Source organism: Vibrio sp. D431a, assembly GCF_030248655.1.
Classification (GTDB): Bacteria; Pseudomonadota; Gammaproteobacteria; order Enterobacterales; family Vibrionaceae; genus Vibrio; species Vibrio alginolyticus.
Genome location: NZ_JAHGAP010000003.1, coordinates 77,853 through 96,600, shown reverse-complemented (window position 1 = coordinate 96,600; position 18,748 = coordinate 77,853). Strand labels below are relative to the sequence as shown.

Below are 18,748 nucleotides of genomic sequence, written 5' to 3'. Positions count from 1 at the left end.
GAGTATGTAATTTTTATATGCTCATTCAAAAATGTCTGAATTTCACTTTTTTATTGAGCAGCTAAACCAAATGCCACCAGCGTTGTTGATGTCGATGGTGGCATTTGTGTCTCTCTGTGTAGGTTCGTTCCTGAACGTTGAAATAGTCCGAAGACCAAAATTGTCACAGCTTGATATTTGTGATTTTTTTGAACACAAGTTTGGTTCAAGCGAAGCCTTATTACAAAAGCGGGTAGAATCTGAGTGGGCATCAAGTTCAAGATCTGAGTGTGTATCTTGTCACTCTGAGCTGAGTTGGTTTCACAATATCCCTCTATTTAGTTACCTCGCCCTTGGTGGCAAGTGTGGGTTCTGTAAGGAAAAGATAAGTATCCAATACCCCATGGTTGAACTGTGTACGCTTGTAACGTCTTGTATTTCCTTTGGTTTCCTTTTTGACTACACACTATCACTAGCCTTTGCTGTGTACTTTTTCTTGCTGTGTGTATCAATTATCTTGTGTGTGATCGATATAAAAGACACAGAGATATACGACCTACACAACACACTCGTCATGATAGCTGCAACTCTGTTATTGGCAATAACACCAGAGTTGGACTTAAATGCGGCATTCGAGAATGCTGTAATGGGACTGGTAGGGTTTTTGGTTTTTCTTGCGGTTTTCTCTTGGGTAAGAAAGTTAATCACGAAAGAGGATGTAGGCGTTATGGGCGCAGGGGATGTGCCATTAATTTTCTGCGCAATAATGTGGGGTGTCGGATTGGATTACATCGAGGATGGCTTGACTCTTTTATTCATGATTAGCGTTTCAATGCTAACTTTTGGCTTTACCGTACTTACGAGGTTCTTGATCATGAATGATAGGAGTATGGAAATTCCTGCCGCGCCGACCATATTGGTAGCTATGCACACGCTTATTTGGGCGCAGCTAGGATTTTCATTCTAAGGACTGGTTTTAAAGTAAACGCCAAGCCGTTCGATTTCTTCGAACGGTTCTTTTTCATCCCACACGTATGAGTGGTTTGCATCAACAGGGTCATATATTGTGAACGTGTTGATGCAATCAATACTAGATAAGGCTGACACGACTTTCTCAAGGTCAAGCAGTCGCTCAGGTATCACTAGGCTAGCTGTAAAACTACGTCCAGTTGTGATACAGCCACTGCATTCTAGGTCGTTCAACTTGTCGAAAATGTCATCAGTAAATTCAACGCACTCTGTAATGTTTGTGAAGTCCTTGGTGCCTCGCACATGTACGAGCATTTCAGCCCAGTCTCCCGTCAAGAGTTTTTTATGAAGACGATTGCTTCTTTCTCTGATGGTCAGTCGTTTTATCGTCATACAGCTTTTAGTTCAGAATCAATGTTTCCATCATTTGCTGCTTTGTTGCGAAGATTTACTGCAAAGCTGAAAAGGTCGCTAAAGCGATTGATACCATCGACAAATCTATTGTCTTGTACGTTCCACGGTCTGGTGATACATACTGGGCGGTATACAATGCCTGACTCAATAGCATCTACGAGGTTGTGGGTCGCGTCGTCAATCAGGGATGCGATACCTTCATCAGCATACTTTTTGTAAATATCTGACTTACTTTCTTTGCTTGGATCTACAACATCTAATGAATCAAAGTGAGGTGTGTGGTACTTAAGCCAAGAAAGTGTTTCTTGGTAAGAATTTACGAAAGCTCCTCGCGCTGTCACTATACGGATTGTGTAACCAAGTTCTTTAAGAATGCGAAGACCTTCTAGAGCGCCGTCTGTAGGTTGGATGCGTTTAAAAGCCTCCGAGCATACAACTTCATCCAGAAAGTCTTCGTATGAAGCTTCATGGTACTTATTAAACTCATAGGTTAGGTAATCCTCGATAGTCTTCTTGATACCTGTACGAGCGCTTAAACGAGAAGAGATGTATTCGCCAAATGCGCCGATCACATCATCTAAGTCACAAAGAATGGTTTTGCCAATGAAGTATGGAACCACCTAAACCTCCAAATTTAAAAGTGATGAGCTATGTCGGCCATTCCGTCTTTTAGACGACCGAACTGATCAGAGCTAATGTGTTTAACGCTGTAGTTTTCGGTGTCGACATCAATGAGGTAGCCGTTGCTCTTATTGCCGCATTCGTAGACCAATGATAGAAATCCGTTGTACCAATCTTTGTTTACCTGACATGATTCGTCAGAGGAGAATTTCAACTCCCTAAGGATTGCTTTAGAAATATCGTAGTCTGGTGCACGAAGTGCGTTGATAGTTACCTGTAGCTCAATTTGAAGATTGTCAAATATACGCGCCAAAAGGACTTGCTTGCGATCAAAAGTACTCATGCGCTGTGCAATTTCGTCTTTGACGCCTAATGCCATTCCGCGAGCTTCAGCGACTTCTGAAACGAAAGACTTAAGTGCAACGTCTTTATCTATGAGCGTAAGAGCCTCGGTGAAGTTCTTTTCTCGAATTAGTTTTTCAAGAAGAGTGTCTTCAGGAAGTGGTTTTTCTTCACGGTTTTGGCTCTTTTCTTTGTCGGTCTGAGTATCTTCGACTTTTAAAGTTGGCTTGGTTGCAGCCTTTTGAGGAGTATCAATGATATCTTCAAGTTTTAAGTCTTCAATTGAGCTAGCAGTCAATGATACATGACTTTGGCCGTCTTGTGTGGCATTAACGCTAAATGACATAAGAGATAGCGCAATGCTTGATGTTAAAAAGAGTTTGTTAGTTTTTTTCATAATTAAAAGATGAATTTAACGCCGCTACTGAACTTGTTTTCGCGAACTAGTGTTTCGTGGTTACCAATGTCAGAAGAGCCTTCTACATACAAACTTAAGTTATGGTAAGTGTAATCTCCACCAATGGTTAGAGTAGAGAATGAATCTTTTCCTACTAAGCTGCTGAAAGTTGAGAAGCCATTTTCAAAGACTGACGAGATCGCCATGGTGTATCCAATTTCGCCAGCGATAAAACCAACTCCGGCAGTTGCTAGAGTGCTAGATGTGATGTCGGTGGTGCCGTTTAGAAAAGTACCTAGGTCATCATTGTAGTCGTAAATGTTTACGTCTACTTGTACATCCTGAACATACTTGCCAAAAGATACGTCAAAGTTGTTGTTGTCATCGGCGTACACGCTTACATCAACATCTTTAACCATTACGGTATAACCTACATAAAGGTTGTGTTCCGTTGTTTCTCGGCCAATCACGTTGTGCTCAAAGTTAGTGTCTAGCGAACTTCTGTAGATATTTGGGAAGATTCGTTTAGTAAACCAAGCATCATGTCCGATGGTTAGACTATGGTTGTTATACGAGAGTCCAAAGTCACCTGTGACATTCAGATCATACTCGTTTTCTTGTTCATCGAATTTAGAGCCTATTTCTAAACCAAGGTTAGTATTAACCCCGTTTAGTTGTTGTGTGGCAAGTCGACCGCCCACGAATGAGTTCTGCCAACCAGATTTTGAGTTTTCAATGCCGTACATATAGTTTGCTTCACCGACTACTGAATAGTTGAGGCCACCTAGGTAATCAATTTTTCCTGTAGTAGCAGGCACTATAGAGGTGATGTTAGCGCTAGCCGATAGAGGTACTGCAATGGCTACAGCTAAAAGGGCTGATTTATTCATAAAGTTCTTCATAGTTTTGGTCTAAGTAATTGAAATAATGTAAGTAGGTGAGGAATTTCAAAAGATACTCTTCACTCTCTTTAGGTAGCTTTCCACTGTCAATAATCTTAAAAGCCTCACGACTTTTGATTTGATTTGAAATGCGTTTAACGTTTCCGATTCCGTAGTTGTAAGCAAGAATTGCGGTTTCATAATCACCGCCAAACTGATCAGCAAGCCACTTAAGGTACTTAGCAGCTGCTTCTGTAGACTTTTTCCAGTCAAGTCGCTCATCGGTTCGCTTGTTTACTTCTAACCCTACGTCACGAGCAGTTGCTGGCATAAATTGCCACATCCCAACTGCACCAGCTCTACTTTTGGCGTCAGCAACAAAGCTAGACTCGATAGCAGCGACAATAACCACTTCTTTTGGAACCCTGTACTTGTCAGTGATTTCACGAATATGGTCGCGGTATTTCAGGTAGTTTTTGTACTTTTCATACCCGTTGTCGACTATGAAGCCTTTATGTTCGTGCGCGTAGACGTATAGCGAGGAATGCTCACTCGTCCATGGGTAGTTGCTGTATATTGGGGCAGCAATTGCATTTACTGCTGATAGCAACGTGGTACAAAAAAGCAGTTTGAGTTTCACGATATTTTTACATGAAAGTAGATAATTTAGTCAGAGTATTCAAAAATTATGGCTCCATGTTGGAGCCATAAGTGAATTGATGCGCTTTAATTTGTACGATTGAAGCCTACTTTGTTACTTTGATTGTTCATCTTTTTGATGATCTCAAGTGGAACGTTTGAGCTTGTCATCATCTTTCCTAAAGAAGAGTTTGTTGTTTTGTGTAGTGAGTATCCAATAGGAGTACCACTCCAGTCGTCAGCTATGATGTTCATCAGATTTTCAACACCTGAGCATATTTTGTGGAATGTTTTACCGTCAACACCGCCTTTGTTTGTTGTCAAATAAAGGCTGAAAGGAGACAAAGTGTTTTTCTGCTCGTGAGATTGTTCAATGAGAGCTTTGGCTGCTTTGGCTGCACTTCTAGTTTTGAACGGAATAGGGGCACTAGTGATAACCTTTGCGATCTCAGAGTCTTTTTCAGCGTCCGAGTTAAGATGGTATACACCGTCTTCATCTCTATTGATTGTGCATTTGATTGCTTTTTTGCTAACGCACGACTCAGTTAAGGACTCAGAGATATACTTGTTAATATCTACATTAACAATGACTCTTGGTTCTTCTTGAGTTCGTGAAGCCTTTACACTCACAGTCCTTGCTTTTCTAGAAGAGACGCGGCGCATCTCTTGTTTCTGAGCTTGAATTCTATCGCGATGTGCAATCTCTTGTGGAGTCAGTACTTTTGGCTTGCGACCACGAGGCTTACCTACAGGTTTCGAAGCTAGGTAAGTTTCGTGTAGTTTTGCACTCAGTACATCGCACATCTCGTTGGACTTTTTAATAGCATCTTTATCAAGGTTTTTAGAGATGTTATTAAAAAACTCAAAAACAGTTTCGATGGTTTTCTTGTCTGGCCTTCGTTCCTTTTTGGTGACATTGTCATCAACACTTATGACATCGACGCCGACCGATTCCCAGTGAAGCTTAAAGAGCTCGGCGAAGCCTTTGTAGCAACTAAATAGCTTAACTTTCCCTATTGAAGGTAGTTCTATATAAGCAGTTCCAGTTATGTTTTGCTTTCTTTTGCCTGATAGGATTAGAAAGAATTGAGCGTTTTTATAGAAGTCGGCATTGTGAACTAATGTAGGGATGCCATTATTGAACTTCTTAACGTAGCTTTCTTGCCCATCATTCCAGATAACATCAACTTTAAAAAGATTATTGGAACATGGGTTAAGCAGACTTTTCCAGCTTGCCACAGTTTACCTCCGCGAGAAATGTTGAGTTATAATACCACAAAAAGAACACTAGGTTTTTATATGTCAAGAAATTTTAATAAAATTAAGAAAAACTTTGGCTAAAACACACTTTAAGCAATATCTGTCCGCTCTATTTGAGAAGATAGAGTTAGGAAAACCTACTCATTACAAAAGATTTTTATTGGGACTGGCAGAATCAGGGATAACTCCTAATGAGGTCGAGCATATCTTTCAGGTCGTCAACATAGGTAAGAAGCGATACAGAGTCACGATTAAACCTAGCGCTTATGATGATTACAGGAAGTTAAAGTTAAAAGCGATAGGCAGCGACAAAACAACATCACAAAAAGCCGTTGCAGCGGCTTCTGGAAAAAGCCATTCAAAAAGTGCATCAGGTGCGATGTGTATACTCCACACAGAGTCCCACCAGCTAAATCCACATTGCGTCATTCTTGATCAAGGTATCCCAAGGGAACTTCCAGAGCTTAAGAAAAAAATCTTATTGATCGAAAACTTTGAGTTGTTTCTGGAGTATCAGGCGATGATGAAATTCATTACTGAAAACACCTCTCATGCTGTTGATTTGAAGGATTATGACGTGATGTTTTCACAAGGTTCTGCAATCTTAAATAAGCAGTATCGACCTTTTCTGATGGGTTACCAAGAGGTACTGTGCTTGTTCGATATTGATTACGGTGGCCTTGTGATATTTGATGGTCTAAGAAAGGTTTGTTCTGGAGCAAAGTTTCTTGTGCCTAAAGACGTAGATAAACTTATTGATGAGTATGGGTTTGAGATTACAAAAGAGGAGGCTTCAAAATTGAAAGCGATGACTGGTAATTCTTCATTACCAAAGGTTGTGAAAACAGTTGCAAAAACAATACTTTTGAAGGGCAAGAAGGTAGAGCAAGAAGTGTACCTACTGTAGCCCAAAGACGTGATTTTAAATCAGCCACTTAGGGGAAAGAGTGGCTGACCTTCTACATTAATGAAAGCGGGTTATGCAGTTAGGGCACCTAGTCGTAGCGATAACAAGATATTGTTTTTTATCGATATATCGATGTTCTCATTTTCAAAGTTACCTTGCTTAATTTCAACGCACCCGAGTTCAATTTTCTGTTCCTTCCATCTTGATACAACAACATTCAGGGTATTTTTACTCGCTTTCATGACAAATTGACCTTGGACAAGAAGAGAGTGTGTGTCAGTTTTATTATTCATATCTTCAGACCAAAGCCTCCCGACTTGTCGAGCTACATTATCTGTTCTAAAGATTAAGGGGATATGTTCTGAATTAACTATCTTCTTTCCATTTTCACTGTTAATTAATAGTTCGATTTTATGAAGGAATTTAATACGATTTGAAACTTTAAAACTAAACATATGCAACTCTTTTGTTTCATTTTTACTCAATTATCATTCTGATTCTTTGTAAAGTCCATTTATATTTTTTAAGTTATAGAAAAAATAGCTATGAAAAAACAATCAATATGGATCGTTTGTGGCTTTGATTCAAAGAGTCAAAATTGGATTGTAATCGGGAACTTGAAGCCGATGCTTTCGCCAGAGAAGTTCTACACGACGGTCGAAGGTTATCGTAATCAGTTCAGTCACTTTGGCATCTGGGTTGTTCCAAATGGTTGGGGCATGAATTCTTTGGTTGCTCCGGCAGAAAACATTCGATCAATAGATCAGATATTTCTTGATAAAGACCAGATTAATACATACGACGACATCTTAGAAGATATGGTCTTTTATAAGAATGGTGGGGGCAGAGTAGTTAGAGTCCTTGCATCGCGTGAAGGTTATGTGATGCTGAAAGAGAAGGACAAGGCTCCAGAACTTGTTCATTGGAAGAAGCTTATCGAAGAATATAATCTGAGTGATAAGCTTCTTAAGTAAGGTTTTAGTTTTCTAAACAAGGTTGCGAATTATCAAGCAACCTTTTTTTGTGTCTACGGTTAGCCCGTGCTTTTGGAACTTTTCTTTGTAAAAAGAGATAGGCTCATTTCTTTGGTATTGATCTGTTCTGGTGATAGCTCCGATTGAGGTTTTATTGCCCTCGTAGATAGTCACTATAAGTTCACAGTTATTTTGGTGAATCAAGAGGTCGACTAATCGTTCGAGTGTCTCTTCTAGAGCTCTGTCCTCGCGAATAACATTCAATACGTTGGAACACACCACATACATTATCTGTTCGTTATAAGCGCGTCTCATGGACGCGATATTCGTTGCGTGTGGCAAGTTGTAAGGGTCGTACGGAATGTAATCACCACCAGCCTCTACGATAGCAGATTCGCTATTCGAAAATTTACCGCAGCCAAAGTCGAAAACCTTATACCCTTTTAGGTCTTTTCCCTTTAAAAGATATGAAATTGCTTTTGGCAGTCTGCTTGAATTTATTGAGGTGTTTTTGCTCGACAAAGACTGGGAAGCTGGTGCTGTCGCTAGGGCTTCAAACTCACTATCATTCAACATCTCGGGAGATTTGAATTAAGACGCTATCAATCATGTTCAAATTTCTTTGAAATTCGGCAATCAAGTAGTTTGATTTAGTGAGCGTTGCAGCTTCTACGCAGCTTGTGGCGGCCACTTTTAGGTTGTTGAGTAAATCGATGTTTTCATCGCTCTGCTCTAATTCTAGAAGCGCAAGGATGTCATCAATAATCTCTCCACCATGTTCAATAATATTCTTCATAATTTATTAAAAGGTTATGAATATTTACCAGCAACAAGCAAATAAAAAACCCGCACTTTGGCGGGTTACGTTGTTGTTTAAGTAAAGCTTTATCTAGAAGCCTAACGTTAACTCGATGCCAGAGCTCTTTTGGAATTCAGAGCCGAAGGTTGTCATTAGACTAAGCCCGAGGTTGTTGGTGATCTGATAGCTTGCGCGTAAATCGTATGAGATGTCATCTACAAGAACATCTGCTTTGCCGTAGTCGCGGAAGTTGATGGCATGGTCATCTTTAAAAACGTGGTACTTGATAGTTGCGCCAACACTAATCTTCTTAGTAACTGCTGAACTCACATCTAGAGCGGCGTAAGCAGATTGTGATTTTAGCTCATCTACTTTTTCTTTCTTACCGTCTTTAACTGCGTCAAATTTGTCACCGTCGATCATCATCAAGTCATAACCTAGACCTGTTTTAACTTTAAAGAAGTCATTGTCAAATGCTCTGTACATGGCGTTTGCGCCAAGAGTTTGGATGCCAGTAACATTATTAAAGTCTGCTGATGAAGATGAATACTCTCCACGAACGTCCCATTTTTCAGCTTGAAGCCCGATATGGAAACTGCCGCCTACTTTAATTTCGTCCTCGGACTCTAGGTTGTCGCCGATTCCACGGTTGTCATGGATACCAATACCGATAAAGAATGCTGGTTTGTCGGCTAGTGTTCCTTGAACTGAATTGTCAGCAATACGAACGAAGTCATTAATTTGTTTCTGAGGGTAGACAGGCGGTACAGGTTGTTTAGCTTGCTCAACTTCTACGATAGAAATGTCGTCGCCTAAGATTTTGAAATCGCCTGCTGGAGCAGCAAATGCGTTAGCCGAGGCTAGTGCAGCAACGAAGGCTGCGGTGATAGATTTGTATCTCATCTGTTTTTCTTTCAAAGATACAAATCGTATTTGGACATCACAAATTTAATTCGCCGTATTCGGCTTGGTGCCTGATCTAAATGACGAAGATGTCACAATCTTATTGTTTTCAAGCGAAAGCATGTGTTGTGTTGGCATATGGTACATTACAGTTTGAAACTGAGATTCTTGAGATGCCATTGAGCATTCTGCAAACATCACAGTTGAGCCATCCTTATTCCTTGCTGCCAATGTGTTTTCTATACCTTGATCATTTTCAACAATAATCAGTCCGTACTTAGATGCGTTAGTTCTCAGCACATCTAAAAATGGGATGCAGTGATGTGGTTGGATGATAGTAAAAGACTCAATGCCTGCAACCCTTTTACTTATAGGAGTTACGTAGGCAAATGACTGATCACTCCTTAAACCAAGCATCGTGTCGGCTTTTAAAAGGTGGGTTTGGCTTCCATCCTCTTGTTGTAACTGGCTTGAGAGATCGGTGCTATCGATCGTGGCAATTTCAACACTTAAGAACTCAGGCGTAATATCAATTTCCTTAGGAGTGTTCTGTGTGTTTTCAGATGCCAATGATGATGCGCTAACCGACAGTAGTAGCGTAAATAATGAAAGTTGTTTATTCATCGGAATCATTGTTTCTAATAGTTTGTACTTTTTCGCGTAAGTGTGCAAAAAAGGCAAGTGTGTATCTGTCTTCGTCGGTCTTTCTGTTTGACATGCAGATGTGTAGACCTTTGTGTTTGCTTGAGCAGTCAACTGAAGAGAAGTTTTTTCCGTAAAGTAGGTTGCTACAATTTCCTTTCAAAGCAGATTGGGTGATGTTGTACACATCTATTGATTGAAGAACGACATCATAACGCTCTTCCACACTTTCAATGCCCAAGTTGTCAAGGTTTTCATCAGTGTCACGCTTTAAGTCTGATAAATCCATGAGGGTTTCACGTGCAGAAAAGTTCAAGTCACCACAAATTATTTCGGCTTGCTCGCTGTGGGTTTCATTGATGTTTTGTGTGTGTGCGTGTGTGCTTCCTGCGTTTAAAGCTAGTAAAAACAATACGATAAGGTGTGTGTTAATTTTCATGTGTGTATTCTCAATAGTTTTCTGAAACAAAGGAGTTAAAAGTTTTTCATGTAAGTGTGTGTGAGGTATTGGAACAAAAGTGTGTTGTGGTATTATAGCCGTGTGTTGTGTCCAACTTTATCAAACTTAGGAGAAAAACTGTGCAAAACACAAAAAATCCTTTGCTGTCAGCATTGATTGCTGCGGCATTTATTGTGACTGTTTTGTCTACGACCCTGACAATGCAGTTCTTCTACGCGGATGGTGATACCGTTGCATCTTACGTTCTCGCTGGTATGGGGATTATTCTTGATTGCGTTAAGGTGTTAGCCCCAATGATTGCAATCTACATGTTCATTCGCGGAAACCACTTCTTGGCATTGTTTACTTCGGCTATTGCAGTGATGTTATGTGTAGTTTCATTTGTGGCTTCTGTTTCGGCACTTGAAAAAAACGTATTGAAGCCATCTCAAACAGTTGAAGCTACGGTGATTGAAAATCAGATTGGCCGACTAGAGGGGCTTTATGAGTCGCACATGGCAACCTATAACCGTCGTATTGAGATTGACCATTTGAAAGAGGGCGACAAGAGTTTACAAGCTGCTAAAAAAGTCACAGAGCAAATCCAAGAACTTTACAAACAAAAAGAAGCACTTTCTGAAAATGAAACGACATCTAAGTTTGAAAATGAAATCTCTATTGGTATTGCAGGGATCATCGAGTTAGTAACAATCATGTTGTCTGTTGCAATTTCTATAATTCAAAAAGACTCTAATGAGGTAAGGAAACTCGCGGATAAACCTAGTAAAGAGGAAGACTCTGGTGATACCTCAAATGCACTGTTGGCTGATCTTCATGAACGTATGGTTAATTACCAACAACAACTTACTGATTTATCAAATCAAATTAGTGATGTGACAATGTCACAAAATAGAAGTAGTGATAATGTAAATCCTGAAATTGAACTGACACAGAACGAAAATTCCTTAGACAAACAAGAGGCGGAAGTCTTAGTTGAAATTAAGACAGAACGCCAGTCTGATAATGCTGTTGAATCAATGGATAATACAGAAACTCAGAGTAAACCAGATTCACAGAAAGTTACGACTAAAGACAACGTAGTTACCCCTACGTTTAAAAAAGCTATTGCATCATCAAATATGGCTGATGAGAGCAAAATCTACGACTCTTGTAGTTCTGAAGGTGAGTTAGTTGAAGAGACGCTTGTAGAAGCACAAAACAAGTCTGCAAGGTCGAAATTGATCTCTGAAAAACACAAAAAAATTGTGCAAAGCATCAGGGTTAAAACAGCAAGCGGCGAGTTGAATCCCTCTGTTCGAGGCGTTGATTCAATTACTAGCAATCGCAGGCTTATTCGTGAGACCTTTGAAGGGATGGTTTTAGAGGGTATTCTTGAGAGAACTAACAACGGTTATAAACTAATCAAAGTGGTACATCTCGCAGCATAAGCATCCTTTCACTTAAGAAATCAAAATAAATCCCCCCCATCTGGGGGATTTTTCTTAGAAATCCTTAAGCCATCTCTCTGGCGTTGTAGATAATGAGTTTAAGTTTTTCCCAAGCCTTCCTACTGAAACTAATAGTATTAGATCTGTGACAACAGCCATGTGTATGTTGATGAAGTGTTTGTGCGCTTGAGAATCATAAAAACCATAATTTAAAAGCTGCCTCATAGCTGAAATCAAAAAACAATGTGGCATTATTACTGCGTGTAGGGTTAATATAAGTGCTGCAAATGCTAGGGCTGCGAGCTGTTTAAGCATAAATCCGAAGTGGTTGTTGTTTATATCTAGATAAATAATTTAGGTGAAAATATGAATACTCAATGCTACAAATGTAGTGAAAAAGCTGTAATGTTTGATGAACTTACAGGGAAGGATTCTTGTTTATCTTGCTCTGACACTATTTTTTCAAGTAGTCGTCACCTCTTCTGGAGCAAAGTGAAAAACCGATTCAAGTCTCGCTACGGGATAAATCTCACGTCAAAGATTTATGCCGACATCATTAACAAAGTGAATGAGGGTCAGAGTGTTTGCCTAAAAGGTGGGACTACCAAACAAAGAAATGTTCACAAGGTTAAAGTGTTAGATAGAGATGTTTTCGTTGTCGTGCATCATGGAAAAAGAGGTTTGAATAAAGAAGGCTTTATCGTCACAGCCTTGCCAGATACTCCTTACATAAAAGTTCGTGAAAATGGCTTAGAATTCTCAATGAGAGTAAAGTCTTATTCAAACTCCCGCAAGCCACGCAAGAAAACGAAAGCGAATAAAAGTGAGAGTTACATAAACTAAAACAACGAACTAAAAATGAACAACTTAATTGATTGGTATTTGGTTCTGAATGATTTGGCATGTACCGAATAGCAACAAGAAACGTCGCCAAGTTCGAATTGGTTTGTACTGGTGGCATCTCATATTTACTTTTACTAGGTAAGAAAAATTATGCTTAAAAGCAAAGTGGTTAATGTTGGTGATGTACAGGTTGCTAACGACCTGCCATTTGTATTGTTTGGTGGAATGAACGTTTTAGAATCACGTGACATGGCGATGATGATTTGCGAGAAGTACGTAGAAATTACAGACAGGTTGGGTATCCCGTTTGTATTCAAAGCTTCTTTTGACAAGGCGAATCGCAGTTCTATTAATTCATACCGTGGTTGTGGTATGGAAAAAGGTATCGAAATCTTCCGAGAGCTGAAGAAAGAGTTCGGGGTAAAAATTATTACAGATATTCACACTGAAGAACAGGCACAGCCTGTTTCAGAGGTGGTTGATGTCATTCAATTACCTGCGTTTCTAGCAAGACAGACTGACCTTGTTGAAGCCATGGCTAAAACAGGTTCAGTGATCAATGTTAAAAAGCCACAGTTCATGAGTCCTTCGCAGGTTGGGAACATCATTAATAAGTTTGAAGAGTGTGGGAACGACAAGATAATTCTATGTGAGCGCGGTTCATGTATGGGTTATGACAACCTCGTTGTTGATATGCTCGGGTTTGGTGTAATGAAAAAAGCATCAAGCGGTAGCCCAATTATTTTTGATGTCACACATTCACTTCAAAATCGCGACCCTAGCGGTGCAGCATCAGGTGGACGTAGGGAACAGACAGTAGAGCTTGCTTCAGCAGGTATAGCTACAAAGATCGCAGGCTTATTCATAGAGGCTCACCCAAACCCTGATCAAGCCAAGTGTGATGGCCCTAGCGCTTTGCCTCTAGTAAAGCTTGAGCCTTTTCTTAAGCAAATGAAGGCGCTAGATGATGTTGTAAAATCTATGCCTGAAATAAAAATTGCATAATTGTATTGTTGAGACGCCACGGGCGTCTCATTTTGTTATCAGGAGAAGATTGTCGTGATTATTGACGTTGTTCAAGATATACATGCCAGAGCCACAGATCTCGAAAAGACTTTGAGGTCTCTAGGTTATACAAAGAAAGGCGATTGTTGGAGTAGCAGAAGAAGGAAGATGTTGTTCCTAGGTGATTATATTGATGGTGGTTCTGAAAACAGAGAAACGATCAATATAATTAGAGAGATGGTTGAAAATAACGCAGCGTTCGCAATATGTGGTAACCATGAGCTAAATGCTATTGCTTTTGCTACAGTCAATCCTGAGACAGGTGATTACTATCGTAAACATACTGCGTCGAATCTAAAGCAACACAATAAGTTTCTCGAAGAGTTCCCGTTTGGTTCAGATGAACACAGGGAAGTAATTCAATGGTTTAAGAGTCTTCCTTTGTTTGTTGAATTTGAGCACTTTTATGCAGTTCATGCATGTTGGTGTAACGACTCAATTGACCTAGTAAAAGCCAAGTTACCGTGTAACGATTTAAGTGATGAATCGAGACTTGATGAAGCTTTGACTGAAGGCACTGAGCTATACCGCGCAATAGATAAAATTCTCAAAGGAGTTGAGGTCGAGCTACCCGATGGTGTTACTTATAAAGATGGGTATGGCAAGACTAGAAGCAAAGCACGTTTGAAGTGGTGGGAAGTTCCATTTGCAGAATCATTGGTAGATTGTGTTGCTTCAATACCATTAGAAGCAAAACAACAATTGAAAGGATTGCCCAAGCCAAGTAGTTTTTATTTCCCTCAACCAATAAAACCTGTCTTTTGTGGGCATTATAAGATTGAAGAGCAAATGAATTGGTCAGGTCGCGTGATGTGTTTGGACATCTACGGTGATAATAGTGAAGGGCTTTGCGTGTATAGCCTTATAAACCAGAATCACCCAATGCTTGGTTACTTGTCCTTCTCTGGTGTTAAGACTGGTAAGGACTTTGGTGTAACACAACTCGCGGGTTGCCTTGGTAAAATCTCAGACACTCTAATCTCGAATGGAATTGATAAGAGGGGTGGTCTGGTAGTGGATGAAGCCTCCAATGTTCTTATGGCTCAACGGAGTGCGATTAAAGATCTAAGGGGGGCGTTGCGCCATATGTCTATTAACATTACTTGCACCTGTAAAATGAACCACTGCGCAGAATGTGAAGATCTTAGGAAAATCAAGACGGCTTTGGATAATTCCGCTGTATTTGAATATTTATAGTTACGACGTAACGGAATGAGTTTAGAAGTCTCTTTATAGAGTATTAATTTCAAATAACAAGAGGTATTAGTGTGTTAGAGATTCTTGAGTTTGTAAATTCAAGTGTAAACAAGTGGATTGGTAGCACTTTGTTTTTGTGTTTTGTAATAACAGCACTTGGTCATGCAGGTCAGAGGCTTCTTCTTGGATTGCGCGGGAAGGGGAGTAAAAATAACACTTGCGTTGAATGCAGCGCGGAATTCGAATGATCTGCAAGAACGATGCTAATTCATGCCAAGTGACTATAGACTTTGCTTATGACGAAAACGGTCAGTTTGTGTATGTTCATGAAATAGGTGAGGGTGAGCGAGCACTTACCTGTCCTATATGTTTTGAAAAGGTAGCTGTATGTGAATCAGGCGGTAAGCCTAAGTTTTTTAAGCATGAGAATAAGCAAGAGTGATGCTAACAGGCTTGTCAGCTTGTGTGCGTAGGTGAATCGATTGGTTAGCTCTAGAAGAGCTAATTTTTTTCTTAAAATATCAGTGCCTTGTCATTGTATGGTAGGTGCTGTATTAAAGTTGGAATGTGTAGAGTCAAAAATCGTGACGCTGAAAGTTTGAGCTGTTATTGACTAAAGATCAACCAACAAGATCGAAAGTTAAAACGATCTCATTAATAAATGTTAGTGGTCACTTACATTTGTGGTTCTAAAAAGAGCTAAACTAATAAGTCATCATGCCTAAAATATAGGACGTGACATTTCGGTAATGATAACTCATTCTTTTTTCAACAATATATAAGCAGTTACAGGGTTACAGCTTTAGAGAGTCTTTAAGTGTAAAAATCGATAAATTCAGTACGAATACCTCTTTCGTACTTTATAATCGATAAACATTAAGTCCAAAAAATAGACAATCCTTTATGATTTTAAGGTGCCAATTTGATCAATTAGCACCTTATGTGGTTTGTCGCTAAAGAATGTTAATTTTTACCATCCACATTAAAAATGTGGTGGGATGACTCTTACAAGGCCATCTTTTTCATCGACATGAAAACTGTGGAACTGAAGTTCTTCTTCTAAACGTTCAGACCAAGAAGCTCGTTCAAAGTGTGAAGCGGGGTTGTGGTAGCAAACAAAGCCATCATTGTCGATCGCAAAATGATTGATACAGTCATGTTCCCACAAAACTATCTCGCCATCCACTTCGTACACCTTAAGACCAGTTGGTGACTGGTAGGTCTTAGCTTGCCCCATGATGCTGGAGATAGAGATCTCGCTGTTTATTAACTGAGATGATTTGACCGAATTCCTTTTGAAGGATGCTTCGTATTTTTCTCCAAAACTCATAAGTCTGCCATGCTAAGTCTTGACGTCTCGCTCCAACCGCTACGCTCTAGTTTGACCACATCATATTCATTAATCGATAGTTTGCTGTACTTCTTGTAGTTCTCGAAGTCAGCAATTGCCGATTGGAATGTAGGGTACGATTCTTTCTCCATGTTCAAGTCTTCCATAGGCACATGCTTAAAAATCACTTCTTGAATCACTGGTTCTTCACGTGGATTAAACATGTTCCCAGTGCCGCTGTACGGGTCGTACTTCACGATAATCTTAAGGAATTTAGTTGTGTCCTCTTTAGGCTGCATGATAAAGCGCATTTGTTGTTTTTTGTGTTTCATTGGATTACCCGTTGTAGGTTTGTGGCTTGAAAAGTTATGACGTAACGCTATATGTAAAACTAACCATTTTTACATATAAACTGTTGTTTATTTGGTCAAAAAGGCTCTGGTTTTAAAGGCAGAGATTGGTCTTTTGGCCTAAAAGCGTCAGATTGAACTCATCTTTTGTGTCAGTGCAGTAGACAATCAGGTGAGTAATTTATCGACATTGTGTATTCAGGGTCTATTGCTGCTCTTTGCTTATTGGTATTTTAAAAGTTCCTTTTCTATGGATCATAGTTGTGCCGCTGATATAGCGGAGGCATGTAAACTCGAATACCTTATGGGTTCGTGTGATGCCGATAAGCGAGCGCTCAAGTGTACTTTCACTGTCACCGCAGAGATTCTGTTGCGTAACGGCTTCTTTAGATGGGACGTCAGCTTCCCAAGCCTTTTGTGCATCCTTTTTGCTGATTTCGATTTTCTGAATATCAGTTAATTCTGTTCGAGTGCTCTCGCATCCAATTAGAGCAAGGCATACCACGGCTATGCTTGCAGCAGCTTTAATCATCTTCATACCTTAATCTCACTAAAGAATCTTTGAATAAACATGCATTAACTACTTATCAATGGGAAGTTAATGCTTCTAGTAATTCGCTGGGCATATTTGGTTAATTTTGTGGCATTGTAGCTAAATTGAGTCGTTCTTTCTTTAATTTTTATGGGTATTCACGAATAGTATGTACGTGAATTTATAATATCTGTATAGTTGCAATTGTTAAATTCGTAAAAGAGTGAGTATTAATGATGGGTGCTATAAAGTTTTCCATGAATGGCTACAGATCTAACTTGGTTAGCGAAATGTCAGAGCTTCGCGAAGCTATATTTAGTGTTATTGATAATCTAGATTTGGATGACAAAGAAGAATTAATAGATAAGTTTGACACTGTAGCTTGTAGCGTTAACTCACTAAATTGGGTATCGATTGAAGGTGATGATGATTTTAGTGACATGTCTAATTCACCAGAAATACCGCTTCTTGGGGATTATGGCGAGTAAAGTGCTAAATCTACCAAACGTCCTAGTAACCAACACAGAAGATCTAGACGAAACCTACATAATCCACGCACAGTCAAACAGTCCCGTTAGGCTGTGTGGGGAATGCAGGTTGTTCAACACAGTTCTAGTTGGTAAGCGCATTCAACCAATCACAGACACTACCATGCACGGCAAACGTGTGGAGATTAAATTCACAAGAAAGCGCCTAAAGTGCAAGGACTGTAACTCAACGTCATTCGAGTATCTTGATTGGCTATCGCCTGACTTCCGTATGACTAAACGTGCTGAGAGAAACATAGCACGCAAAGCTGGTAAAGCACCATTCATCCACATAGCTAGTGAGCTTGGTATTTCCGAGGGAACGGTTAGAAACGTATTTCAAACCTACGTAGAGCTAATCGAGAGCAAGCACGACAGGATAGCTCCTAGAGTTCTTGGGATAGGCGAAACTCACTTCTCAAAGAAGATGCGCCTCTTTATGACGGACATCGAGAAGAAAACCTTGCTAGATATGCGCAAAGATAGATCTCAAGATGCAACCCAGAAAGCAATCATGCGCCTTACAAACTGGAAGAACATTGAGATCGTCTGCATTGATATGTGGCGACCATACCTAAGAGCTACAAAGCAATTACTACCTGACGCAGTCGTAATTATTGACCCCTTCCATGTAGCAAAGATGGCTAACGAGGCAATGGAGAAAGCACGTAAGGCTGTGCGTAAAGAATTGTCAGACAAAGAGCGTAAGAAGCTCAAGAACGACCGCAAGATACTTCTTAAACGCAGAGACAATATCAAGGGGCTTAATGAACTCGCATCATTCGAGTTCTGGACTAATGAGTTTCCTGAGTTAATGGAAGTCTACAACGCTAAAGAGGCGTACTTTGGCATGTGGGATATGCCAACCAGACAGCTTGCCGAAGAGTATTGGGAGAACTGGAAAACCCAATCCACGCCAGCAATTCTAAAGCACTTTGCACCTGCTTTAAAGGCTTTCGATAACTGGCATGAGTACATCTTCAATTGGTGGGATTATCCATACACAAACGATGTCACTGAGAGCCTGAACAGTGTCATTAAGGGCGTGTTTAGAAATGGTCGTGGTTACAGCTTTGAAGTGCTTAGAGCTAAATTGCTTTACACAAAAGGTGGCTTGGAAGTTTCAGAGCTATCTATCAATAAACCACGCATTGAGCCTCTGGAGATGATCATGATTGATGAACCAGAAATGTCACTTCATGGCTTTAGGCACAACATGGCAAGACGACTATTTCAAATACACCTAGATAATCAAAATACACACGACTAGGTATTAACTGAGTGAGTTAT

24 protein-coding genes are annotated in these 18,748 nt (G+C 39.9%); 9 read left to right on the top strand and 15 right to left on the bottom strand.

What is annotated here, in order from left to right; genetic code table 11:
* The first annotated feature begins 31 nt into the window (after positions 1-31).
* On the top strand, positions 32-946 hold the full coding sequence (locus KJB35_RS04730; protein ID WP_285469361.1) for an A24 family peptidase: 915 nt from the start codon (positions 32-34) through the stop codon (positions 944-946).
* Here the strand turns inward: KJB35_RS04730 and KJB35_RS04725 are convergent.
* The 6 genes from KJB35_RS04725 to KJB35_RS04700 all read right to left on the bottom strand — a co-directional run bounded on the left by KJB35_RS04725 (position 943) and on the right by KJB35_RS04700 (position 5,481).
* Positions 943-1,341: a hypothetical protein gene (locus KJB35_RS04725; protein WP_285469360.1), complete on the bottom strand. Its 399-nt coding sequence runs from the start codon at positions 1,339-1,341 to the stop codon at positions 943-945. The two genes, KJB35_RS04730 and KJB35_RS04725, sit on opposite strands and share 4 nt — an antisense overlap.
* Positions 1,338-1,982, bottom strand: a complete 645-nt coding sequence (locus tag KJB35_RS04720) for a hypothetical protein (RefSeq protein WP_285469359.1) — start codon at positions 1,980-1,982, stop codon at positions 1,338-1,340. The genes KJB35_RS04725 and KJB35_RS04720 overlap by 4 nt, the downstream gene beginning before the upstream one ends.
* Positions 1,983-1,996: 14 nt before the next feature.
* Positions 1,997-2,671 carry a hypothetical protein gene (locus KJB35_RS04715; protein ID WP_285469358.1) on the bottom strand — a complete coding sequence of 225 codons (675 nt, stop codon included), beginning with the start codon at positions 2,669-2,671 and terminating at the stop codon, positions 1,997-1,999.
* 53 nt (positions 2,672-2,724) lie between these two features.
* The gene (locus KJB35_RS04710; RefSeq protein ID WP_285469357.1) at positions 2,725-3,612 is read right to left on the bottom strand and encodes a hypothetical protein; all 888 of its coding nucleotides are present in this window, start codon (positions 3,610-3,612) and stop codon (positions 2,725-2,727) included.
* A complete protein-coding gene (locus KJB35_RS04705; protein ID WP_285469356.1) occupies positions 3,605-4,243 on the bottom strand; it encodes a lytic transglycosylase domain-containing protein in 639 nt (212 codons plus the stop codon). Before KJB35_RS04705 ends, KJB35_RS04710 begins: the two co-directional genes overlap by 8 nt.
* Positions 4,244-4,329: 86 nt before the next feature.
* The gene (locus KJB35_RS04700) at positions 4,330-5,481 is read right to left on the bottom strand and encodes a hypothetical protein (RefSeq protein ID WP_285469355.1); all 1,152 of its coding nucleotides are present in this window, start codon (positions 5,479-5,481) and stop codon (positions 4,330-4,332) included.
* Between the two features lie 94 nt (positions 5,482-5,575).
* Here KJB35_RS04700 and KJB35_RS04695 point away from each other — a divergent pair, with 94 nt between their 5' ends.
* The gene (locus tag KJB35_RS04695; protein WP_285469354.1) at positions 5,576-6,409 is read left to right on the top strand and encodes a hypothetical protein; all 834 of its coding nucleotides are present in this window, start codon (positions 5,576-5,578) and stop codon (positions 6,407-6,409) included.
* A 71-nt stretch (positions 6,410-6,480) separates the two neighbouring features.
* On the opposite strand, the gene KJB35_RS04690 is transcribed toward KJB35_RS04695, so the two are convergent.
* Positions 6,481-6,864 carry a hypothetical protein gene (locus tag KJB35_RS04690; RefSeq protein WP_285469352.1) on the bottom strand — a complete coding sequence of 128 codons (384 nt, stop codon included), beginning with the start codon at positions 6,862-6,864 and terminating at the stop codon, positions 6,481-6,483.
* Between the two features lie 90 nt (positions 6,865-6,954).
* Here KJB35_RS04690 and KJB35_RS04685 point away from each other — a divergent pair, with 90 nt between their 5' ends.
* A complete protein-coding gene (locus KJB35_RS04685; RefSeq protein ID WP_285469351.1) occupies positions 6,955-7,383 on the top strand; it encodes a hypothetical protein in 429 nt (142 codons plus the stop codon).
* A 12-nt stretch (positions 7,384-7,395) separates the two neighbouring features.
* Here KJB35_RS04685 and KJB35_RS04680 read toward each other — a convergent pair whose 3' ends face one another.
* From KJB35_RS04680 to KJB35_RS04660, 5 genes are all read right to left on the bottom strand, one after another.
* On the bottom strand, positions 7,396-7,959 hold the full coding sequence (locus tag KJB35_RS04680) for a hypothetical protein (RefSeq protein ID WP_285469350.1): 564 nt from the start codon (positions 7,957-7,959) through the stop codon (positions 7,396-7,398).
* The gene (locus tag KJB35_RS04675; RefSeq protein ID WP_285469348.1) at positions 7,949-8,179 is read right to left on the bottom strand and encodes a hypothetical protein; all 231 of its coding nucleotides are present in this window, start codon (positions 8,177-8,179) and stop codon (positions 7,949-7,951) included. The genes KJB35_RS04680 and KJB35_RS04675 overlap by 11 nt, the downstream gene beginning before the upstream one ends.
* 93 nt (positions 8,180-8,272) lie before the next feature.
* The gene (locus KJB35_RS04670; protein WP_285469347.1) at positions 8,273-9,085 is read right to left on the bottom strand and encodes a hypothetical protein; all 813 of its coding nucleotides are present in this window, start codon (positions 9,083-9,085) and stop codon (positions 8,273-8,275) included.
* 45 nt (positions 9,086-9,130) lie between these two features.
* Positions 9,131-9,709, bottom strand: a complete 579-nt coding sequence (locus KJB35_RS04665) for a hypothetical protein (protein WP_285469346.1) — start codon at positions 9,707-9,709, stop codon at positions 9,131-9,133.
* The gene (locus KJB35_RS04660; RefSeq protein ID WP_285469345.1) at positions 9,702-10,166 is read right to left on the bottom strand and encodes a hypothetical protein; all 465 of its coding nucleotides are present in this window, start codon (positions 10,164-10,166) and stop codon (positions 9,702-9,704) included. Before KJB35_RS04660 ends, KJB35_RS04665 begins: the two co-directional genes overlap by 8 nt.
* Before the next feature lie 140 nt (positions 10,167-10,306).
* On the opposite strand from KJB35_RS04660, the gene KJB35_RS04655 reads away from it, so the two are divergent.
* From KJB35_RS04655 to KJB35_RS04640, 4 genes are all read left to right on the top strand, one after another.
* On the top strand, positions 10,307-11,614 hold the full coding sequence (locus tag KJB35_RS04655; RefSeq protein ID WP_285469344.1) for a hypothetical protein: 1,308 nt from the start codon (positions 10,307-10,309) through the stop codon (positions 11,612-11,614).
* Positions 11,615-11,980: 366 nt separating this feature from the next.
* On the top strand, positions 11,981-12,457 hold the full coding sequence (locus KJB35_RS04650; RefSeq protein WP_285469343.1) for a hypothetical protein: 477 nt from the start codon (positions 11,981-11,983) through the stop codon (positions 12,455-12,457).
* Between the two features lie 150 nt (positions 12,458-12,607).
* Positions 12,608-13,462, top strand: a complete 855-nt coding sequence (kdsA, locus tag KJB35_RS04645) for a 3-deoxy-8-phosphooctulonate synthase (protein WP_285469342.1) — start codon at positions 12,608-12,610, stop codon at positions 13,460-13,462.
* Between the two features lie 54 nt (positions 13,463-13,516).
* A complete protein-coding gene (locus KJB35_RS04640; protein WP_285469341.1) occupies positions 13,517-14,719 on the top strand; it encodes a metallophosphoesterase in 1,203 nt (400 codons plus the stop codon).
* A 982-nt stretch (positions 14,720-15,701) separates the two neighbouring features.
* Here the strand turns inward: KJB35_RS04640 and KJB35_RS04635 are convergent.
* The 3 genes from KJB35_RS04635 to KJB35_RS04625 all read right to left on the bottom strand — a co-directional run bounded on the left by KJB35_RS04635 (position 15,702) and on the right by KJB35_RS04625 (position 16,931).
* Complete coding sequence (locus KJB35_RS04635; RefSeq protein WP_285469340.1) at positions 15,702-16,049, bottom strand: hypothetical protein; 348 nt, start codon at positions 16,047-16,049, stop codon at positions 15,702-15,704.
* The gene (locus tag KJB35_RS04630; RefSeq protein WP_285469339.1) at positions 16,046-16,381 is read right to left on the bottom strand and encodes a hypothetical protein; all 336 of its coding nucleotides are present in this window, start codon (positions 16,379-16,381) and stop codon (positions 16,046-16,048) included. Before KJB35_RS04630 ends, KJB35_RS04635 begins: the two co-directional genes overlap by 4 nt.
* A gap of 223 nt (positions 16,382-16,604) precedes the next feature.
* The gene (locus KJB35_RS04625; RefSeq protein WP_285469338.1) at positions 16,605-16,931 is read right to left on the bottom strand and encodes a hypothetical protein; all 327 of its coding nucleotides are present in this window, start codon (positions 16,929-16,931) and stop codon (positions 16,605-16,607) included.
* Between the two features lie 290 nt (positions 16,932-17,221).
* Between KJB35_RS04625 and KJB35_RS04620 the strand changes: the two genes are divergently transcribed.
* Positions 17,222-17,419 (top strand): hypothetical protein, encoded by a 198-nt coding sequence (locus tag KJB35_RS04620; protein ID WP_285469337.1) that lies wholly within the window; start codon positions 17,222-17,224, stop codon positions 17,417-17,419.
* Positions 17,409-18,728 carry an ISL3 family transposase gene (locus KJB35_RS04615; RefSeq protein WP_285469336.1) on the top strand — a complete coding sequence of 440 codons (1,320 nt, stop codon included), beginning with the start codon at positions 17,409-17,411 and terminating at the stop codon, positions 18,726-18,728. The genes KJB35_RS04620 and KJB35_RS04615 overlap by 11 nt, the downstream gene beginning before the upstream one ends.
* The last annotated feature ends 20 nt before the right edge of the window (positions 18,729-18,748 follow it).

What these genes read in the sequence shown, in the direction of transcription:
- KJB35_RS04730 (WP_285469361.1), top strand. Translation starts at nt 32, where the DNA reads ATGTCTGAATTTCACTTTTTTATTGAGCAGCTAAACCAAATGCCACCA.
- KJB35_RS04725 (WP_285469360.1), bottom strand. Translation starts at nt 1,341, where the DNA reads ATGACGATAAAACGACTGACCATCAGAGAAAGAAGCAATCGTCTTCAT.
- KJB35_RS04715 (WP_285469358.1), bottom strand. Translation starts at nt 2,671, where the DNA reads ATGTCATTTAGCGTTAATGCCACACAAGACGGCCAAAGTCATGTATCA.
- KJB35_RS04710 (WP_285469357.1), bottom strand. Translation starts at nt 3,612, where the DNA reads ATGAATAAATCAGCCCTTTTAGCTGTAGCCATTGCAGTACCTCTATCG.
- KJB35_RS04690 (WP_285469352.1), bottom strand. Translation starts at nt 6,864, where the DNA reads ATGTTTAGTTTTAAAGTTTCAAATCGTATTAAATTCCTTCATAAAATC.
- KJB35_RS04685 (WP_285469351.1), top strand. Translation starts at nt 6,955, where the DNA reads ATGAAAAAACAATCAATATGGATCGTTTGTGGCTTTGATTCAAAGAGT.
- KJB35_RS04680 (WP_285469350.1), bottom strand. Translation starts at nt 7,959, where the DNA reads ATGTTGAATGATAGTGAGTTTGAAGCCCTAGCGACAGCACCAGCTTCC.
- KJB35_RS04675 (WP_285469348.1), bottom strand. Translation starts at nt 8,179, where the DNA reads ATGAAGAATATTATTGAACATGGTGGAGAGATTATTGATGACATCCTT.
- KJB35_RS04670 (WP_285469347.1), bottom strand. Translation starts at nt 9,085, where the DNA reads ATGAGATACAAATCTATCACCGCAGCCTTCGTTGCTGCACTAGCCTCG.
- KJB35_RS04665 (WP_285469346.1), bottom strand. Translation starts at nt 9,709, where the DNA reads ATGAATAAACAACTTTCATTATTTACGCTACTACTGTCGGTTAGCGCA.
- KJB35_RS04660 (WP_285469345.1), bottom strand. Translation starts at nt 10,166, where the DNA reads ATGAAAATTAACACACACCTTATCGTATTGTTTTTACTAGCTTTAAAC.
- KJB35_RS04650 (WP_285469343.1), top strand. Translation starts at nt 11,981, where the DNA reads ATGAATACTCAATGCTACAAATGTAGTGAAAAAGCTGTAATGTTTGAT.
- kdsA (WP_285469342.1), top strand. Translation starts at nt 12,608, where the DNA reads ATGCTTAAAAGCAAAGTGGTTAATGTTGGTGATGTACAGGTTGCTAAC.
- KJB35_RS04635 (WP_285469340.1), bottom strand. Translation starts at nt 16,049, where the DNA reads ATGAGTTTTGGAGAAAAATACGAAGCATCCTTCAAAAGGAATTCGGTC.
- KJB35_RS04630 (WP_285469339.1), bottom strand. Translation starts at nt 16,381, where the DNA reads ATGAAACACAAAAAACAACAAATGCGCTTTATCATGCAGCCTAAAGAG.
- KJB35_RS04625 (WP_285469338.1), bottom strand. Translation starts at nt 16,931, where the DNA reads ATGATTAAAGCTGCTGCAAGCATAGCCGTGGTATGCCTTGCTCTAATT.
- KJB35_RS04620 (WP_285469337.1), top strand. Translation starts at nt 17,222, where the DNA reads ATGTCAGAGCTTCGCGAAGCTATATTTAGTGTTATTGATAATCTAGAT.
- KJB35_RS04615 (WP_285469336.1), top strand. Translation starts at nt 17,409, where the DNA reads ATGGCGAGTAAAGTGCTAAATCTACCAAACGTCCTAGTAACCAACACA.